The organism is Acetobacter oeni (genome assembly GCF_011516825.1).
Lineage (GTDB): Bacteria > Pseudomonadota > Alphaproteobacteria > Acetobacterales > Acetobacteraceae > Acetobacter > Acetobacter oeni.
In genome coordinates, this window is record NZ_WOTA01000001.1 from 63,652 (window position 1) to 82,371 (window position 18,720).

Here is an 18,720-nt window from a genome sequence, read left to right on the forward strand (position 1 = left end):
AAAAAGCAATCATCGAAGTGAAATGATCCGATACATAGTCTGAAGCACCTGTAGGCAACTTACAGCCTCAGCACGCATTAGCATCGCGGGAATAATGGAGATCAGAGCAGCCTTATTTTAAGCGCGTTCATCGCAATAACCTCGTAGAAACGGAATGGCGAATGGATCGTCTGATCGAAGACTACGCTCTTGTCAGTTCGGCTCGCTGCGCGGGTCTTATCCATCGCGGCGGAACCATCGAATGGCTTTGTATGCCGCGTTTTGATGCAGAGGCGATTTTCGCGTCTCTGCTTGGGACGCCCGAAAACGGAGAATGGTCCCTTCGTCCTGTCGATCCCGATGCAAAAGTATCGCGTCGCTACCTGCCGGATACGATGGTCCTGGAAACAGCCTGGGAAACAGGATCGGGACGGGCGATCGTTCTCGATTTCATGCCGCCTCCGGGAAGCAGTGATCTCCACGAGCTGGTTCGTATTGTTCGCGGTGAACGTGGATCAGTTGAATTCAGGTCAAATCTCAGACTTCGGTTCGGCTACGGGGAGCGTATCCCATGGATGCAGCGCCACGAAGGCGCGCTTTACGCCTTTGCCGGACCTGATGCTGTAAGATTAAGCAGTAGTGCCGATCTTACAAATGTGGATTTCTCCACCGAAGGTGAATTTGAAGTTTCGGCCGGGCAAAGCGGGTTCGCAACGCTCGAATGGTTTCCTTCTCACCTGTCTCCCCCTTTGCCGCGTGATCCCTATGCGCTGTTGCGTCACACAATCGCAAAAGGCCGGGAGTGGAGTTCTCATTGTCTTTATGAAGGACCGTGGGACGGCATCGTTCGCCGCTCCCTGCTGATCTTAAAATCCCTGACCTATCAGCCGACCGGAGGTATCGTTGCCGCACCGACGACATCTCTTCCCGAAATGCCCGGCGGAACAAGAAACTGGGACTATCGTTATTGCTGGCTACGTGATGCCGCATGGACGATTCATGCACTTGCGATATCAGGGTATGAAGAAGAGGCCAGCGCCTGGCATCAGTGGCTAATGCGCGCGACAGCCGGAGCGGTCGACGGTCTTCAGATCATGTACGGGTTGCATGGGGAACGTCGTCTGACAGAGATCGAACTGCCTCATCTCTGCGGTTACGAAAACAGCCTGCCGGTCCGGATCGGGAATGGTGCCCACGACCAGATCCAGCTTGATGTCTATGGTTCTGTCATCGGTGGTTTTGATGCTGCTCGACGGGATGGTCTTCTTGGTCTCGACACTGTCTGGCCGCTACAGCGTTCAATTGCTCAGAGACTGCTTGGTTTATGGCGCGAGCCTGATTCCGGATTATGGGAAGTACGTGGCGGAACACGTCATTTTGTCTATTCAAAAATGATGTGTTGGTTCGCGTTCGATCGTATGATTGCAAGCGCTGCCGACTTCAATCTCGCCGGCGAAGTCGATCTATGGAAAACAACGCGCGACGAAATTCATGCGGAAGTCTGCGAAAGAGGCTTTGACCAGAACAGTAACAGCTTTGTACAGTATTACGGTGCGGATAAGGTCGATGCGTCATTACTCCACATCGCGCAATTAGGTTTTCTGCCGGCAAATGATCCGCGTGTCCGGGGAACCGTTGCCAGAGTAGAGCGCGACCTGTTGCGAAATGGTTTCGTGTATCGCTATCCACCCGATGGTGAGAGTGCCGACGGGCTGGCAGGTGAGGAAGCATCCTTTCTTGCGTGCAGCTTCTGGCTTTGTGATGCATGGGTGATGGACGGTCGCCGGGAGGAAGCGCAGCAAATGTTTGGGCGACTGGTGGCATGCGCCAACGATCTCGGTCTTCTGGCCGAAGAGTACGACCCGATCATGCACCGGCAGCTTGGAAATTTCCCACAGGCTTTCAGCCATTTTGCTCTTGTTCATACCGCTCATATGCTGGCGGGGAGCCTTGTCTACGAAGGCGGGAAGAGGAACGGACGTAAAAGAGCCTGATTTTCAGACTGTCGGAAGAGCGTAGCATAGAAATTTTTTATATTGGCATATCAGGACTGCGAAATTATAAATCAGGAACAAACAAAAAATGACAGAGGCTGCTCTGTAAAATTGAAATTGCTGACCAAAACCCGACAGGACAGACATCACTTAATCGTGAGCTATGTCTGTCCTGTTATGCTGAGTCGTTCAGTCAAGGAAGGCAACTTAATGACCGTCTGAAGCCAGAATGCGAATAGCTGACAGGACAATAAAACGATGGCCTCTGCAGCGTCGATGCTAGCTCGTCCGATTCATGTCCTCTCGGTTGCGTCCGAGATGTTTCCGTTTGTTAAAACGGGTGGTCTCGGAGATGTCGTCGCATCGTTTCCTGGTGCTTTGTTGAATTACGGGGTCGAGGTACGCACACTGCTTCCGGGATATCCATCAGTCATTGCAGCGGTGAGCCAGGTGAACAGAGCGGCAATACGGCTCCCCGATATTCTCGGATACGATGCGCTTGTCTGGGCATGTGTGATTGAAGAAAACACTCTCCTTGTGCTGGATATTCCCGAATTATATGACAGATCCGGAAATCCCTATCTGGGTCCGGACGGAGGCGACTGGGCGGATAATGGTGTTCGCTTCGCTGCTCTTGCGCGTGCGGCCGCTTTCATCGGTCAGGGCCTCATCAAAAACTATCATCCTGATATCATACAGACTCATGACTGGCAGGCTGGTCTGACTGCGGCGTATCTGCATTACGATGGTGAAAAATCCTGCATTGAAAACGGGATGCCACATTGTCCCCGTGTTGTACAGACAATTCACAATCTGGCTTTTCAGGGCAGTTTTCCGGCGGAGGATCTGGAGCAGTTCGGTCTGCCACCGGAAGCACTGTCTGTCGATGGCTGCGAGTTTTATGGCCGCATCAGTTTTCTGAAGGCCGGACTGTTTTTTTGCGACTGGATTACAACGGTCTCTCCAACCTATGCGCTGGAAATCCAGAGTGCGGAATGGGGCATGGGCTTCGACGGGCTTCTTCGCTCACGCGTTGATCGTCTGAGTGGCATTCTCAATGGTATCGATACATCTGTCTGGAATCCTGCCCGGGACCCCGTTGTGCGGTTTCCTTATATGGTTGGAGATGTAATAGCCCGTCTTTCGAATAAATTGAATTTTCAGTCCGAATTCGGCCTTCCCCAGGACAGAAATTCTTTTCTTGTTGGTATTGTCAGTCGTCTGACACGACAGAAAGGGATCGATCTTCTTCCGGAAATCATGGAATCCCTCCTGCGCTCTGATACGCAGGTTATCGTGGTCGGTGAAGGAGAAAATGCGATTCACCGCGCTCTTTCCTCTCTTCAGAGAAAGTATCCCCGGCGTTTTGCATGCCATCTTGGATATAGCGAGGAACTCGGGCATCGCATGCAGGCTTCTGTCGATGCTCTGCTTGTGCCTTCAAGATTTGAACCGTGCGGACTGACGCAGCTTTGTGCGTTGCGCTACGGCGCTGTGCCGATTGTATCACGGGTGGGTGGTCTTGCTGATACTATTGTTGATGCCAATGAGGCAGCTGTCAGCCATGGCGTTGCGACCGGGTTTTTGTTTTCACCTGACGATCCCGTTTCGCTCGTATCAGCAACAGAACGAGCTCGCAATTTATTCAGAAATGACCGGGAATCATGGCTGCGTCTGCAGAGAAACGGTGCGTTCACCGATGTATCATGGCGCGGGAAGGCGGTGCAGTATGTAAGGCTTTTTGCAAAATTGTCCGGTGTTGAAATAGTGGATCAGGAAGATCGTAAAGTCATTCGTCTGACACCCGCAACAAGTGGTGGACGAAAAATCGTGAAACAGGCCAGCCCCAAAAGACAAATTGCAAGAAAGCCTGGAGTAACGAGGCCAGGGCTGATGATGAAGTCATGACAGGCCATATGAACTGAACGCCTTGATTGCAGAATGAGTCCGGGAGCAGGCTGGTGACGCGTAAACAGGATGAGTCGCTCTATATCGTTCCGGATCAGACTGAAGACCTTCTTGCCGGGCGTTGTGCCGATCCGTTTGCTGTTCTGGGGCGGCATAATGCAGGTAAAGTTGACGTCGTCAGAGCGTTCTGTCCTGATGCCGCAAAAGTCAGGCTGGTTTTGCAACGCCCCCGGTCGGCGCCGGTTGAGCGAGCAATGAGACCCGTCGATGATACCGGTATGTATATCGGCATTATTCCCGCTGGAGCGCGCTACCATTTTCGCATCGTATGGGCGGATGCTGTTGAGGAAGCAGAGGATCCTTATTCTTTTGGCCCTCTGCTTAATGAAGATGATCTGCGCTCATTTCAGCAGGGGAAAACCTGTCATCCGGACAGAATGCTGGGTGCTCACCCTATGGTTATTCATGGTGTCGCAGGGGTCAGGTTTGCCGTATGGGCCCCCAATGCGCACAGGGTGTCGGTTATTGGCGACTTTAATATATGGGATAGCCGACGACATCCGATGCGACTGCGACATACGGCAGGTATCTGGGAAATCTTCATCCCGCATATTGGCGCCGGCGAACGATATAAATTTGAAATTATGCAAAAAGATGGCCTGATTCTTCCTCAGAAAGCCGATCCTTTTGCAAAATTTTCTGAAAGACCGCCGGCAACGGCATCTGTTGTGGCCAGCGGTACAACATTCGAGTGGAAAGATGACGAATGGATGAGATCAAGGTCGGCGCGACATTCTCCGTCTGCACCGATTTCGATTTACGAAGTGCATGTGCCGTCATGGCGTCGCCCGGCAGGCGATCCTGACCGCGTGGCGACCTGGAGCGATCTGATACAAGAACTGATTCCTTACGCAATTGAAAATGGGTTCACCCATATCGAACTCCTTCCCATCATGGAGTATCCGTTTGGAGGGTCCTGGGGATATCAGTCACTGGGCCTGTTCGCTCCGTCAGCCAGGCATGGCACTCCTGCTGAATTCGCGGAGTTTATCGATGCATGTCACAGGGAAAGGCTGGGTGTTATTCTTGACTGGGTTCCTGCTCATTTCCCGAATGATGTTCATGGGTTGGCATGTTTCGATGGTACGGCACTGTTTGAACATCAGGACCCTCGTGAAGGTGTGCATCGGGACTGGAATACGTTGATCTATAATTTCGGACGTCATGAAGTCCGTTCATTTTTGATCTCAAGTGCTCTGATGTGGCTGGAGCAATATCACGTTGACGGTCTGCGCGTGGATGCCGTCGCATCCATGCTTTACCGGGATTACAGTCGTAATGATGGTAACTGGATTCCCAATATTTACGGCGGACGAGAAAATCTTGAAGCTGCTGATTTCATCAGGGAACTTAATGATGCAGTCAGAAGAGAAGTCCCGGACGCGCTTGTTATTGCTGAGGAATCCACTTCCTGGCCGGGCGTGACACGCACGACGGCCGAAGGTGGACTTGGCTTCTCGTTTAAATGGAATATGGGATGGATGCACGATACACTGACCTTCATCCAGCGTGACCCTGTCTGGCGGGGACACCATCTTTCTGAAGTGCTGTTCGGAGTGCATTATGCTTTTTCGGAACATTTCGTGCTTAGCCTGTCACACGATGAAGTAACGCACGGAAAGGGTTCTTTGATTGCCCGCATGCCTGGCGATCACTGGCAGAAGCATGCCGGCCTGCGGTCTTATCTTGCTTTTATGTGGTGCCATCCAGGCAAGAAACTTCTCTTTATGGGCTCAGAAATTGCACAACAGCGCGAGTGGAATCATGACGCGGAGATTGACTGGAAGGCTTTAGAAGATCCACTTAAAGCTGGAATGCAGATTCTGGTCAGGGATCTTAATCATCTGCTGCGCGTTTGTCCGGCATTGCATGAACTGGATTGTGACCCCAAAGGATTTTCCTGGGTGATCGGTGATGATGTCAATAACTCAGTGTTAGCCTGGCTGCGTTTTGCAGAAAATGGTGTGCCGGTTGTTGTTGTGTGGAATATGACTCCGGTGGTCAGATATCATTACAAAGTTGGCGTGCCTTCCGGAGGAAGGTGGCACGAACTCATCAATACTGATGGAAAAATATATGGCGGAAGTAATGCCGGAAATGGCGGTGGCGTGAACGCTGTGGAGCAACCGTCACATGGATATACCTGGTCTTGTGAAATAACCTTACCCCCACTTGCCGTCCTGGTCTTGTCCCCTGTTTTTCCGGAGTTTTAATGCACCCGATACCGTCCATTCTGTTGCCTGGTAAACCGTGGCCTATGGGATCAACTTATGATGGTTATGGCGTAAATTTTGCAGTCTTTTCAGCTAATGCTACAAGAATTGATCTTTGCCTTTTTGATGAGGCTGGTCGTAAAGAGATCAGTCGTCTTCGTCTTCCGGAATATACTGATGAAATCTGGCATGGTTATCTTCCGAATGCAGAACCCGGCTTACTTTATGGTTTTCGTGCGTTTGGGCCATATGAGCCATTAAAAGGTCACCGTTTCAACCCGCATAAACTACTGATTGATCCATATGCGCGGGAACTGACCAGTGACTTGCACTGGACCGATGCGTTGTTTGGATATCGGGTCAATTCGGCACGTTCTGATTTATCTTTCGACAGACGTGACAGTGCTTCGGCAATGCCAAAATGTTGTGTAACACAAATGCGGAATCACTGGCCCGGAGATACAGGACCGGATGTCCTACGGGATGAGATGATCGTGCTGGAAGCGCATCTGCGCGGTCTTTCGATGCTGAGAGAGGATATCCCAAAGCTTCAGAGGGGAACATTCCGCGCTTTATCCGATCCTCGTTTTATCGAATATCTCACGAAACTTGGCATCACCACGCTGGAGCTTCTGCCGGTACAGTCGTTCGTTACAGATCGGTTTCTTATTGAACGGGGAGTGACGAATTTCTGGGGGTATAACACGCTCTCTTTTTTTTCTCCTCAACTTTCATACATCGGGCGTGGAAATATTGAAGATTTCCGGGTGGCGATAAGGCGGCTACATTCGGCAGGGATCGAGGTGATTATGGATGTTGTCTATAATCATACCTGCGAAGGCAATGAACTCGGGCCAACCCTCTGTTATCGTGGTTTGGATAACGCCAGTTATTACAGACTGGTTTCGGAAGCAGAGCGTCATTACATCAATGACACGGGTTGCGGAAATACATTAAACCTGTCCCATCCGCGCGTGATGCAGATGGTGCTTGACTCTTTGCGTTACTGGACAACAGAATTTAATATTGACGGATTCAGATTTGATCTCGCAGTTATCCTGGCGCGTGAAGATTATGGCTATGATCAACGATCAGGGTTTCTTGATGCGATCCGGCAGGATCCTGTTCTTTCGACTCGTAAACTGATCGCGGAACCATGGGACCCTGGTCCGGGTGGTTATCAGGTCGGAAATTTTCCTCCCGGTTTTATGGAGTGGAACGACAGATTTCGTGATACAGCGCGTCGTTTCTGGCGTGGCGACACAAAGCTGCAGGGCGATATGGCTGCCCGGCTCGCGGGGTCGGGAGATCTCTTCGATAAACAGGGCAGACGTCCCTCTACGAGCGTCAATTTCATAACCGCTCATGATGGTTTCACGCTGATGGATGTCGTGAGTTACACAGAACGCCATAATGAGGCCAATGGTGAAGACAGTCGTGACGGAGCGGAGGAAAATTATAGCAGTAACCAAGGAATGGAAGGCCCGTCTGATGACGCTGACATTATTGCGAAACGAGACCTGATCCGTCGTTCAATGATGGCGACATTGCTGTTTTCCCACGGCACGCCAATGATTTTAGCCGGGGATGAATTCGGGCAGACGCAAAAAGGAAATAATAATACTTATTGTCAGGATAATGAAACATCCTGGTTAGACTGGTCTCTTCTGGAAAAAACGCGAGGTCGAAAGATGTACGATTTCACGAAGCGACTCATAATGCTTCGAAAAACGCATTCGTCTCTGCGCGTATCGCGTTATATGCATGGACGTCATGAACCGCGTCCCGGATTGCCCGATATCGCCTGGTTCAATGCGGATGGCAACCCAATGTCCGTTGAAAACTGGGATAGCGAAGAGCATAGTTTTCTGGGAGTAAGGCGTGCTTCAGAAAACGTGAAAATACTTGATGTCACTTATCTGTTGTTAAATCCAGGAAACCTGGACAGAGAATGCATTCTCCCCGGTCCGGGCGAACACTGGCTGGTGTTGGCTAATAGTGCGGAAGACGAGCATGAGGAAGAACAGGTGATAATGCCTGCTGCCGACGGACAAAGCAGGCTCATGGTGCCGGCGCATTCTGTAGTTTTGCTGCAACTCGATACAGGTGAAGCCATTACATAATCAGTATATGGGAGAAGCGACCGTATGTCAGAAATCTTCCGATATCCCCGGCGGCAGGGTGCGATATTAATCGGACCTCAGCATACGAGATTTCGTTTATGGGCCCCGTCGTGTTCGGCCGTGATCCTTGAACGTGAAGGACATGTGGCGGTGGTCATGGATGCTGAAGACAGTGGCTGGTTTCGGTGCGAAACATTTAGCGGAGACGGGGTTCGTTATCGTTATCGCATTTCGTCCGATGTCGCGGTGCCTGATCCTGCGTCCTGTGCCCAGCCTGAGGATGTGCATGGGCCCAGTCTTGTTGTGGATCCTGCTTCTTATAAATGGAAAAACGCCCAATGGCAGGGGCGCCCATGGGAACAGGCGGTCATCTATGAAGTTCATGTCGGATTATGCGGCGGGTACATGAAGCTTGCGGAAGATTTGCCCCGACTTGCGGAACTGGGCATCACCGCCATTGAACTGATGCCCTTGTCTGAATTTCCTGGCGCGAGAAACTGGGGCTATGACGGCGTATTCCCATTTGCCCCTGAATCCTCTTATGGCACGCCAGACGAACTCAAATATCTCATTGATCAGGCGCACAGTCTTGGTCTTATGATATTTCTTGATGTGGTCTATAATCATTTTGGACCCGACGGGAATTATATCCCGCTTTATGCACAATCTTTTTTCAAAAAAAATAAACAGACCGCGTGGGGTTCTTCGATCAATTTTACGCGTCAGGAAGTGTGTGACTATTTTATCGATAATGCGCTTTACTGGATTATGGAATTCCGGTTTGATGGGCTTCGTCTGGACGCTGTACAGGCTATATCTGAACGAAACTGGCTTTTAAAACTGCGTCAAATTGTAGAAGAGACTGTAGAAGATGGGCGATTTGTTCATTTAATTCTTGAGAACGAAAATAATGACGCAGGATTATTGAGGAAGGGGTTTACGGCTCAGTGGAATGATGATGCACATAATGCACTGCATGTCATTCTCACCGGAGAACATGAAGGATATTACGGTAATTTTTCTGAGTCACCGCTCACGTCCCTGGCAAAGGTTCTTCGGGACGGTTTTTGTTTTCAGGGCCAGATGTCCCCTGTGACTGGAAAATCACGTGGTTCTCAAAGCAGCGATCTTTCTGCAGAGAAATTCATTTTTTTTCTTCAGAACCACGATCAGGCCGGAAATCGCGCCATGGGAGAGCGGCTTACTGTTCTCGCAGATCCTGATGCTTTAAAGGCCGCTTATGCCTTGATGCTTCTGTCACCCCAGATTCCGCTTTTATTTTTCGGAGAGGAGTGGGGATGTCGCACGCCTTTTTTCTTTTTCACCAGCCATACAGGCGAACTGGGGAAAATTGTCAGGGAGGGAAGGAGAAATGAATTTGCATCTTTCAGTTATTTCCATGAGCCTGAAAGACGTAAACTGATTCCAGATCCAAATGAGCAAGACACATTTGAAAGGTCACGTCCGGATATATCACAAGTGAATGTGGCTGAACATGCAGAGTGGCTGAATTTAACCAAAGAATTACTTAAGATTCGTCATAATTTTATTATACCCAGGCTAAATGGTGCTCGTAGTTCTGGTGTTGTTATTCTTTCGGAGAAGAGCAGCGGACTGAAGATGGGTGTGGCAGCTCACTGGATTATGAGTAATGGAGCCCGACTTACAATAGCCGTGAATTTCGGAACATCGTTTTTATTATTTGCTGAAATTTCAAATGAAAATCTGATCTATGCACGCCCTGCTTCAAACGATTCTGGCCGTTTGTCACCCCGGAGCATAACTGTCTGGTTACAGGAGGCAACGAATGTCTGACGAAGCTCTTTCCAGACGTGCGGCGTCCTTCGGGCTGAAGTCGAGATGGACAGATGCTCAGGGAATACCAAGACGTGTTTCTCAGGAAAGTTTACGAGAAATTTTGACTGTTCTCAAAACCTCCCAGGAGACTTGTTCTCTTGCATTTCTGCCTCCTATGATTGTTACGGATGAAAATTCGGCGACACCGGTTCCAATAGAAAACAAGATAAAAAATTTCGGTAATGTTGCAGAGAAAACTATAAAATTCATACTTATACTTGAGAATGGTGAGACAACAGAGGGGGATTTGACTCTGTCGCACAGAGGTGGATTTCTATTGCCTCCTGTCCAGGTCGTTGGTTATCACAAACTTATTATTGAAGATCAGGAGACAGTTCTTGCGGTTGCTCCAGTGCCATCTTCGGGACCTGCAAGTCATAAAATCTCTCGTTGCTGGGGGCTGTCAGCTCAGATTTATAGCCTGAGACAACGCGGTGACCGGGGGATGGGCCATTTCGGCGCAGTTGCTGAAATGGCGCACCTCGCTGGCCGCGCAGGAGCAGACGTACTGATGCTTAGTCCTGTTCATGCTATGTTTGCGGCGAGGCCTGAACAATACAGCCCTTATTCCCCCTCCAGCAGGCTTTTCCTTAATATTTTTCTTGCTGATCCGGATGCTGTTTTCGATGCTGCTATAATCAGGGCAGCGATGCAACATGCTCAGCTCTCGCAAAATGTGATTGACCGGTTGGAAGCAGAAGATTTCGTCAACTGGTCAGCTTCAGCCGGATGTCGTCTGAAATTGTTTCGGGCTCTTTATGATCATCACGTCACGGAAGGAAAACTGAAAGACTTTTCTGATTTTGTCCGGTCGGGTGGAGAACCATTGCATCAGCATGCCGTTTTCGAGGCGTTACATGCCAGAGAGCTTCGACGCGGATTGGCGGGTGGCGACTGGAGAGTATGGCCACCACCAATCCGCAGCCCCGCTACTCCTGAGGTCAGGCGTTTTGCTGATGATATGTCGCGTGAGGTGGATTTTCACAAATTCCTTCAATGGCTTGCAGCGAGAAGTCTTTCGAAGGCGAAAGCTGCGGCAAAAAAGGAGAATATGAAAATAGGTCTGATCGGAGACCTGGCCGTCGGCGTCGATCCGGCGGGGAGCGAATGCTGGGCAGGTCAGGCAGATCATCTTATCGGGTTGTCAATCGGAGCGCCCCCGGATGCGCTGAGTCAGGACGGCCAGAACTGGGGGCTGACGACTTACTCGCCTGGCGCGCTAAGAACCACCGGATATCAGACCTTCATCGGAATGCTAAGATCAGGTTTTTCTTATGGCGGTGGCCTGCGTATCGATCATGTGATGGCCCTTGAAAGGCTTTGGGTCATCCCCGCAGGCGCACACCCCAGGGATGGTGCCTACCTTACTTACCCTCGCGATGATCTCCTCCGACTTGTGGCTCTTGAGGCTAACAGAGCCGCCGCCGTAGTTATCGGAGAGGATCTGGGCACGGTCAGACCTGGATTTCGGCGGGCAGCCACGCAGCACGATGTGCTTGGGATGAATGTTCTTCCCTTCCAGCGCGACGTAAATGGTGCGTTTCTCCCGCCGGAACACTGGTCGAAAACATCCGTGGCTATGACGACCACACATGATCTTCCTACTATCGCAGGCTGGTGGCAGGGTAATGATATTTCATGGCGCGAAAAGCTTGGACTGATCCATTCAGATGCGGAACTCAATAAAGCAAAGAAGACGAGAGAGCGTGATCGTCAGGCTTTATGGGAGGCGCTGACACCGGAAGCGAAAAGGGTAGGGGACGGAAGTTCAGGTGATTACGCGAAGCCGTCTGGTGAAAAAGCGGATCAAGAGGGCAGGCGACAAAGCAACCGGATTCCGGAAATCTCCGAAGCGGGAGCAGAAGAGATTGTCGATAAGGTAATCCGCTTTGTCGGCGGCACTGATTGTCCTGTCGCAATTATTCCGGTTGAAGACCTTCTGGGATTGTCGGAGCAACCGAATATTCCCGGCACGATTGCGGTACACCCAAACTGGTGCAGACGTTACCCAAACGTTAGTAAATCACTTTTATCACGGCGAGCAGTTTTAAAACGGCTGGCTGCATTGCGGTCGGAAAGACCTGAACGATGAGCGCTGAATGCCATACGACGCATAGATCGCAGACAGATATTTCTATTCGGGCAACGGTGAGGCTTCAATTCCGGCAGGGCTTTACGCTCGATGATGCTGCCCATCTGATCCCTTATTTTTCAGCGCTTGGTATTAGCCATCTTTATGCGTCTCCTCTGTTTCGCAGCCGTCCCGGATCTGCTCACGGCTATGACATTCTCGATTACGGATGCGTCGACCCGGCACTGGGTGGAGAAAGCTCACTTCGTCATCTGGTAGCTGTGTTGCGTAATCACGGAATGGGATTGATTCTTGATATTGTGCCCAACCATATGGCGGTTGGCGGGGAGGGAAATGTCTGGTGGGAAGACGTGCTCGCCTGGGGGCAGGCGAGTTCTTACGCCAGATTTTTCGATATTAACTGGGATAGTTCCGTGGGAGAGATGACCGGAAAAATCATTCTGCCGTTTCTGGATCGCCCTTATGAACAGGCCCTGTCAGAGGGGGGCTTACAGTTAAAATTTGATTGCGAAACAGGCTGTTTTTTTATCTGCCACCATCACCACAGATTCACTGTATGCCCTGCTTATTACGGAGCATTACTTAAACGGGTTGCCGCACCGCCATCTTTGTGTGCCGCATTTTGTGCGGTAGCAGAGCGCGCGGAACCGGATGCAGATATGGCCTGCACACTTATGATGCTTTCCGCCTGGAGTCGTACAGAAAATGGCCGGAAAGCTATATCTGAGATCATATTATTCCATAATCCAGAAACGGTTTCCGGCCGCGAGAAACTTCATCATCTGATCGGGAAACAAAACTGGGTAGCTACATGGTGGAGGCTGGCAAATGAAACTCTGAACTGGAGACGTTTTTTTGATAATACGGAACTCGGAGCCATCGCAGTTGAACGTGTAGCCGTTTTCGATGCCACACATGCTTATATCGTCTCGCTGTTTGCAGAAGGTCTTATTGATGGAGTCAGGGTCGATCATATTGATGGCCTGACTGCACCCGCAGTATATTGCGACAGACTTCATGATCGCTTTGCGCGTGTCGCTTATTTACGTCCGTCGGACGTATCTGATCATAGTGTCATTTATGTCGAGAAAATTCTGGGAGAGATGGAACATCTCTCACCGACGTGGCGTGTAAACGGCACGACAGGCTACGAATTTATGGATCAGGTTTCTGCTGTGCTCCATGATGAAAATGGCAGAAAGAAACTTGATGCGCTTTGGGAAGCATGTGCCAGTGAAAACTCAACCCTTACCGATATCGAGCTAAATGCCCGTGATGAGATTCTTTCTTCTTTATTCCCGACGGAATTCGCCAAGCTTATTTCGCGTATCGCCGAAGCCCTGAAGACAAGCAATCTAGAGGATAATGGAAGTGCTATCTGCGACAATACCGAAGCAGCCATCGCGGAGGTAATGCGTGTCGTCCTTCGTTATTTTGGGCGATATCGGACATACTACGCGGATGATATGATCTGTGATCATTATGCCGATCAGATAGCACTGGATGAGGCTGTAACGCAAAGCCTGCCAAAACTCCGAGCCTCGCTGCACAGCCTTCTCAGGCGCATTGTAACCATACTCAGATCTCCGCCTGAAGCTGTGCCGTGTCCTGCCATCCGGGCGGCTCAGCGGGCGTTTGAGCATCTGACGGCACCACTGGCAGCAAAGTCTGTCGAAGATACGGCATTCTATCGATATGTGCGCCTGATTTCGCGCAATGAAGTTGGTAGTAACCCGGGTACACTTGCTTCATCAGTCTCATTTTTTCATGCGTCGTGTGCCCGACGATTGCTGAATTATCCTGATACCATGATTACTACTGCGACCCACGACCATAAACGGGGTGAAGACAGTCGCATGAGAATAGCTGTCATCAGTGAAGCGGCTGGGCAATGGTATATACTTGTTCAATATTGGCTGGAGAGTCTTGTCGGGCGGTCCGGTCCTGACCGTATCGACGCTCTGATGCTCTATCAAACTTTACTGGGTATCTGGCCACTTGATGGCAGTCCCGAAACTCTGGCCGGTCGCCTTTCAGCATGGTTTACAAAAGCTTTACGTGAAGGAAAGCGCCACACATCCTGGCTCGATCCCGACGATGCTTATGAGACTGCATGTCAGAATTATCTTGCGACATTACTGAACCCGGAACTTTCGCCAGTATTTATATCTGAAATGACAGCATTTCTGAAATATATAGCACCCGCTGCCGCATTAAACAGTCTCTCGCAAACATTGCTGCGTTTGACAACGCCCGGAATGCCCGATCTTTATCAGGGATGCGAACTCTGGGATTTCAGTCTGGTTGATCCGGATAATCGCAGAAGTGTTGATTATGCCGTACGCACGGAATTGCTACGAAACAAGCATGATTTCGAGAAAGCTACAGGCCAATGGCGTGACGGATCAGTCAAGTTCGCTCTCATCTATGCGCTTCTGCGATGCCGCGCCAGTTATCCGGACCTCTTCGCTCGTGGGTCGTATGAACCGGTAGACGCCAGTAACGGACATCTTATTATATTTCGCAGAGTATACAAAAACACACAGCTTCTGGTCATAGCACCAAGACATGTTCTGAATCTGAAGCCAGACGAAGAGACACTAACGCTCACAACGATGCCTGGCCCGGTTTATCTTCCTGAAAGCAGTTATGGAATCTGGTCAAGTGTAATCCGCCAAGAACATAAACTTCATGTCGGATCAGAAGCTGTTCATTTAATCAGAGCTGATATGGCGCCTGTCGAATGTTTCATAATGGAATCCTGACAGAAACCTCGTAGAAGAAAACGGTATTGAAGAAAGAAGCCGGGGAGAAATTACATCCGGACAGATCCTCCTTATGCCCGAATTTTCATAAGGATTATTCTGAAAAGAGTATCACTCCTGATGATCGGGATAGGGTGGTCGGGTATAACCTCCGGGAGATAGTGTGAATATCTCATATCCCGTCTCAGTAACGCCGAGCATATGTTCGAATTGTGCTGTGAGCGATCGGTCACGTGTCACTGCTGTCCAGCCATCATCAAGAATTTTAACATCGGGCTTCCCGATATTAATCATAGGTTCAATGGTAAAAACCATTCCGGCTTTCAATTTCATTCCCTCACCTGGGCGACCATAGTGCAGAATATTGGGGGGAGCATGGAATGTGCGTCCAATGCCATGTCCGCAGAAATCCCGGACAACAGAAAATCTGTGAGACTCGGCAAGTTTTTGAATGGCATAACCAATATCCCCGAGCGTCGCTCCGGGTTTGACGGCAGAGATGCCGGCCATCATGGAATCATATGTGACGTCGATAAGTTTTTTAGCTTTTATCAAGGTGTTGCCAACAACATACATACGACTGCTGTCACCAAACCAGCCATTCAATATGCAGGTAACGTCAATATTTAAAATATCGCCATCGTTTAATACCCTTTCTCCGGGTATTCCATGGCAAACAACATGGTTTAACGAAATGCAGGATGACTTCGGATAACCTCTGTAATTAAGGGTCGCAGGTACAGAATCATGATCAATCATAAACCTGTGAATGAGATCATCAAGTTCGCCTGTTGTTACGCCGGCTTTCACGTGACTTGTAATCATATCCAGTGTCATCGCGGCCAGTCTGCCCGCTGCTCTCAGGCCGACGAAGTCTGCTTCATCGTGAAGCACAACTCCACCGCGCACTGTGTCACCTTCCATGATCTTCCCCATCCGTAAAATTACAGCGTTAGATTTTGCCGGTTTTACATTCGTGGTGCAAGGTTAATACAGATGTTGGAAACCAATATTTTTTATATTTGACAGCGAAAAATATCTGCACCTCTGGACTCTGTCCTGAGAAACTAAATCTCTAAAAGTATTTAAAAAAGAATAATACATGCTTCTTAGCTTAGAAAAATTGCGGCTTACATAGTGGCGCTCTTTGTGAGCGCCGCTATGTAATTTCCCTGCTTATGTAGGTAGGTTGCCTGGATCGGCACTCTCTTCTTTTTCCTCGTTGCGTTCGTTTTTTTCTCCATCATCAGCGTTCGATGTTGCTGGTGCTGTTTCGAGAAATTCAAAATTGAGTTTGCCATCTTTAACAGAAATTTTAACAGCTCCGCCTTTGGCCAGTTTGCCAAACAGCAGTTCTTCCGAAAGTGGCTTCTTGATTGCCTCCTGGATCACGCGCCCAAGCGGTCTTGCTCCGTAGAGACGATCATAACCGCGTTCGGCCAGCCATTCTTTAGCTGCTGAAGACATCTCAATAATGACATTCCGATCGGCAAGCTGCGCTTCAAGCTGCAGAATAAATTTCTCGACAACACGCCCGACAGTTTCGGGAAGGAGATTACTGAACGGTATGATTGCATCGAGCCGGTTGCGGAATTCGGGCGTGAAAAGCCTTTTAATGGCTTCTTCATCTTCGCCTTCACGCGAATCACGACCAAAGCCGATAGCCTCCTTACTAAGATCAGCCGCTCCCGCATTTGTAGTCATGATCAGGATTACGTTCCTGAAATCGACCATTTTCCCGTTGTGGTCAGTGAGCTGACCATGATCCATAACCTGAAGCAGAACATTGAACAGATCCGGATGTGCTTTTTCGATTTCATCAAGCAGCAGAACGGCATGTGGATGCTGATCAACCGCATCAGTAAGCAGCCCTCCCTGGTCAAATCCGACATAGCCGGGAGGAGCGCCTAAAAGCCGTGAGACGGAATGACGTTCCATGTATTCAGACATATCGAAACGGATCAGTTCGATACCCAGAGTGTTCGCCAGTTGACGGGCCACTTCTGTTTTACCAACCCCGGTAGGACCGGAGAACAGGTAACTCCCGATCGGTTTCTCCGCATCGCGCAGGCCGGCACGAGAAAGCTTAATCGCATCAGACAAGGCTTCGATGGCTTTATTCTGACCGAAAACCATATTCTTAAGGTCACGTTCCAGCGTTCTGAGAACTTCCTTATCGTCGGCGGAAACGGTCTTGGCCGGAATGCGGGCAATCTTTGCAATTACATCTTCAATGTCGCGCAAAGTGACTGTTTTTCGACGTTTGCTTTCCGGAAGAAGCATGCGTGATGCACCGGCTTCATCGATAATATCAATGGCTTTATCAGGAAGCTTGCGATCGTGAACATATTTAACAGAAAGCTCCACGGCTCCGCGGAGAGCGTCATCAGTATAGCGAACTTTGTGATGCTTTTCGTAATTTGTTTTAAGACCACGAAGAATTTTGACTGCGTCGTCAGCAGACGGTTCTTCAACATCGATTTTCTGGAATCGGCGCACCAGTGCCCGATCTTTTTCGAAGTGCTGACGAAATTCCTTGTAGGTCGTTGATCCGATGCAGCGCAGCGTTCCTGCGGCCAGAGCCGGCTTCAGGAGGTTAGAAGCGTCCATAGCTCCACCAGATGTAGCTCCTGCACCAATAACAGTATGAATTTCGTCGATAAAAAGGATCCCTCCTGGATTCTGATCAAGCTCCGATACGACAGCCTTCAGACGTTCTTCGAAGTCACCTCTGTAACGCGTACCCGCAAGCAGTGTCCCCATATCCAGCGAATAAATCGTTGAATTCAGAAGCACCTCCGGGACATCACCCTCCACAATCCGTTTAGCAAGACCTTCGGCAATAGCCGTCTTGCCAACGCCGGGATCTCCAACATAGAGCGGATTATTTTTCGTTCGACGACAAAGAATCTGGATAGTCCGCTCGACCTCGGAATCGCGACCGATCAGTGAGTCGATCTTCCCGTCAGCGGCTTTTTTGTTCAGATCAACGCAATATGTTGACAGCGCTTCACTGGCTTTTTGCGGCCCTCTTCCTTTTTCCTCACGCTCAGATTCTTCTTTTTCAGAAGACGCAGGAGAACCGCTGACTGTGCGTCGGACACTCCGGTCGGGTGCTTTCGCAATCCCATGTGAGATAAAGTTTACGGCATCAAGGCGTGTCATATCCTGAAGCTGCAGAAAATACACCGCGTGACTTTCCCGTTCAGCAAACAGCGCAACAAGCACATTGGCCCCGGTTACCTCGTCCCGCCCGGTGGACTGAACATGAATCGCAGCACGCTGGATAACGCGCTGAAAGGCAGCAGTTGGCTTCGGCTCGGTCGGCCTTTCTGACGTCAGACCAGCAAGATCTTTATCGAGGAATTCCGTCAGGTCGTTGCGAAGTTTATCAAGATCCACGCCACAGGCGCGAAACACAGTTACCGCATCGGCATCATCAATCAGGGCGATCAAAAGATGTTCAAGGGTAGCATATTCGTGGTGCCGCTCACCTGCGAGAGTCAGCGCCCGGTGCAATGTCTGCTCAAGATTGCGTGACAACATGATTAAGATACTCCTTTCTTAGGTTGGCGTATCCGGTCACGCCGCAGAGGACCTTTGACCTTAGTATATTTGGGTGCTTTGGCCAGAAAAGCCAGCCATAAGACGGAGATCCCCTGAAAAATTTTCGTAACCTTTCCGATTAAGTAACGCGGGAGAAAAAGCCGGGTATCGTGTCGGTTTTCA

The 18,720-nt window shown here is 49.9% G+C and carries 9 protein-coding genes; 7 read left to right on the top strand and 2 right to left on the bottom strand.

Annotation, left to right across the window (positions count from 1 at the left end; genetic code table 11):
- Positions 1-161: 161 nt before the first annotated feature.
- The 7 genes from GOB90_RS00280 to treY all read left to right on the top strand — a co-directional run bounded on the left by GOB90_RS00280 (position 162) and on the right by treY (position 14,991).
- A complete protein-coding gene (locus tag GOB90_RS00280) occupies positions 162-1,973 on the top strand; it encodes a glycoside hydrolase family 15 protein (RefSeq protein ID WP_146885226.1) in 1,812 nt (603 codons plus the stop codon).
- A gap of 258 nt (positions 1,974-2,231) precedes the next feature.
- Positions 2,232-3,881: a glycogen synthase GlgA gene (gene glgA / locus GOB90_RS00285; RefSeq protein ID WP_146885228.1), complete on the top strand. Its 1,650-nt coding sequence runs from the start codon at positions 2,232-2,234 to the stop codon at positions 3,879-3,881.
- 53 nt (positions 3,882-3,934) lie between these two features.
- Positions 3,935-6,154, top strand: coding sequence for a 1,4-alpha-glucan branching protein GlgB (gene glgB, locus GOB90_RS00290; protein WP_146885231.1), 2,220 nt, complete (start codon positions 3,935-3,937; stop codon positions 6,152-6,154).
- Positions 6,154-8,277: a glycogen debranching protein GlgX gene (glgX, locus tag GOB90_RS00295; RefSeq protein WP_146885233.1), complete on the top strand. Its 2,124-nt coding sequence runs from the start codon at positions 6,154-6,156 to the stop codon at positions 8,275-8,277. Before glgB ends, glgX begins: the two co-directional genes overlap by 1 nt.
- Before the next feature lie 24 nt (positions 8,278-8,301).
- Positions 8,302-10,092, top strand: a complete 1,791-nt coding sequence (gene treZ, locus GOB90_RS00300; RefSeq protein ID WP_146885235.1) for a malto-oligosyltrehalose trehalohydrolase — start codon at positions 8,302-8,304, stop codon at positions 10,090-10,092.
- Complete coding sequence (gene malQ, locus GOB90_RS00305; protein ID WP_146885237.1) at positions 10,085-12,226, top strand: 4-alpha-glucanotransferase; 2,142 nt, start codon at positions 10,085-10,087, stop codon at positions 12,224-12,226. Before treZ ends, malQ begins: the two co-directional genes overlap by 8 nt.
- Positions 12,223-14,991, top strand: a complete 2,769-nt coding sequence (gene treY / locus GOB90_RS00310; protein WP_146885239.1) for a malto-oligosyltrehalose synthase — start codon at positions 12,223-12,225, stop codon at positions 14,989-14,991. The genes malQ and treY overlap by 4 nt, the downstream gene beginning before the upstream one ends.
- 111 nt (positions 14,992-15,102) lie before the next feature.
- Here treY and map read toward each other — a convergent pair whose 3' ends face one another.
- The gene (map, locus tag GOB90_RS00315) at positions 15,103-15,915 is read right to left on the bottom strand and encodes a type I methionyl aminopeptidase (protein WP_146885241.1); all 813 of its coding nucleotides are present in this window, start codon (positions 15,913-15,915) and stop codon (positions 15,103-15,105) included.
- A gap of 252 nt (positions 15,916-16,167) precedes the next feature.
- The gene (gene clpA, locus GOB90_RS00320) at positions 16,168-18,537 is read right to left on the bottom strand and encodes an ATP-dependent Clp protease ATP-binding subunit ClpA (RefSeq protein WP_146885243.1); all 2,370 of its coding nucleotides are present in this window, start codon (positions 18,535-18,537) and stop codon (positions 16,168-16,170) included.
- Positions 18,538-18,720: the final 183 nt, after the last annotated feature.

Bases quoted from the DNA above. Each gene is read 5' to 3' on its own strand.
- glgA (WP_146885228.1), top strand. From the start codon at position 2,232: ATGGCCTCTGCAGCGTCGATGCTAGCTCGTCCGATTCATGTCCTCTCG.
- glgX (WP_146885233.1), top strand. From the start codon at position 6,154: ATGCACCCGATACCGTCCATTCTGTTGCCTGGTAAACCGTGGCCTATG.
- clpA (WP_146885243.1), bottom strand. From the start codon at position 18,537: ATGTTGTCACGCAATCTTGAGCAGACATTGCACCGGGCGCTGACTCTC.
- map (WP_146885241.1), bottom strand. From the start codon at position 15,915: ATGGAAGGTGACACAGTGCGCGGTGGAGTTGTGCTTCACGATGAAGCA.
- GOB90_RS00280 (WP_146885226.1), top strand. From the start codon at position 162: ATGGATCGTCTGATCGAAGACTACGCTCTTGTCAGTTCGGCTCGCTGC.
- malQ (WP_146885237.1), top strand. From the start codon at position 10,085: ATGTCTGACGAAGCTCTTTCCAGACGTGCGGCGTCCTTCGGGCTGAAG.
- treZ (WP_146885235.1), top strand. From the start codon at position 8,302: ATGTCAGAAATCTTCCGATATCCCCGGCGGCAGGGTGCGATATTAATC.
- treY (WP_146885239.1), top strand. From the start codon at position 12,223: ATGAGCGCTGAATGCCATACGACGCATAGATCGCAGACAGATATTTCT.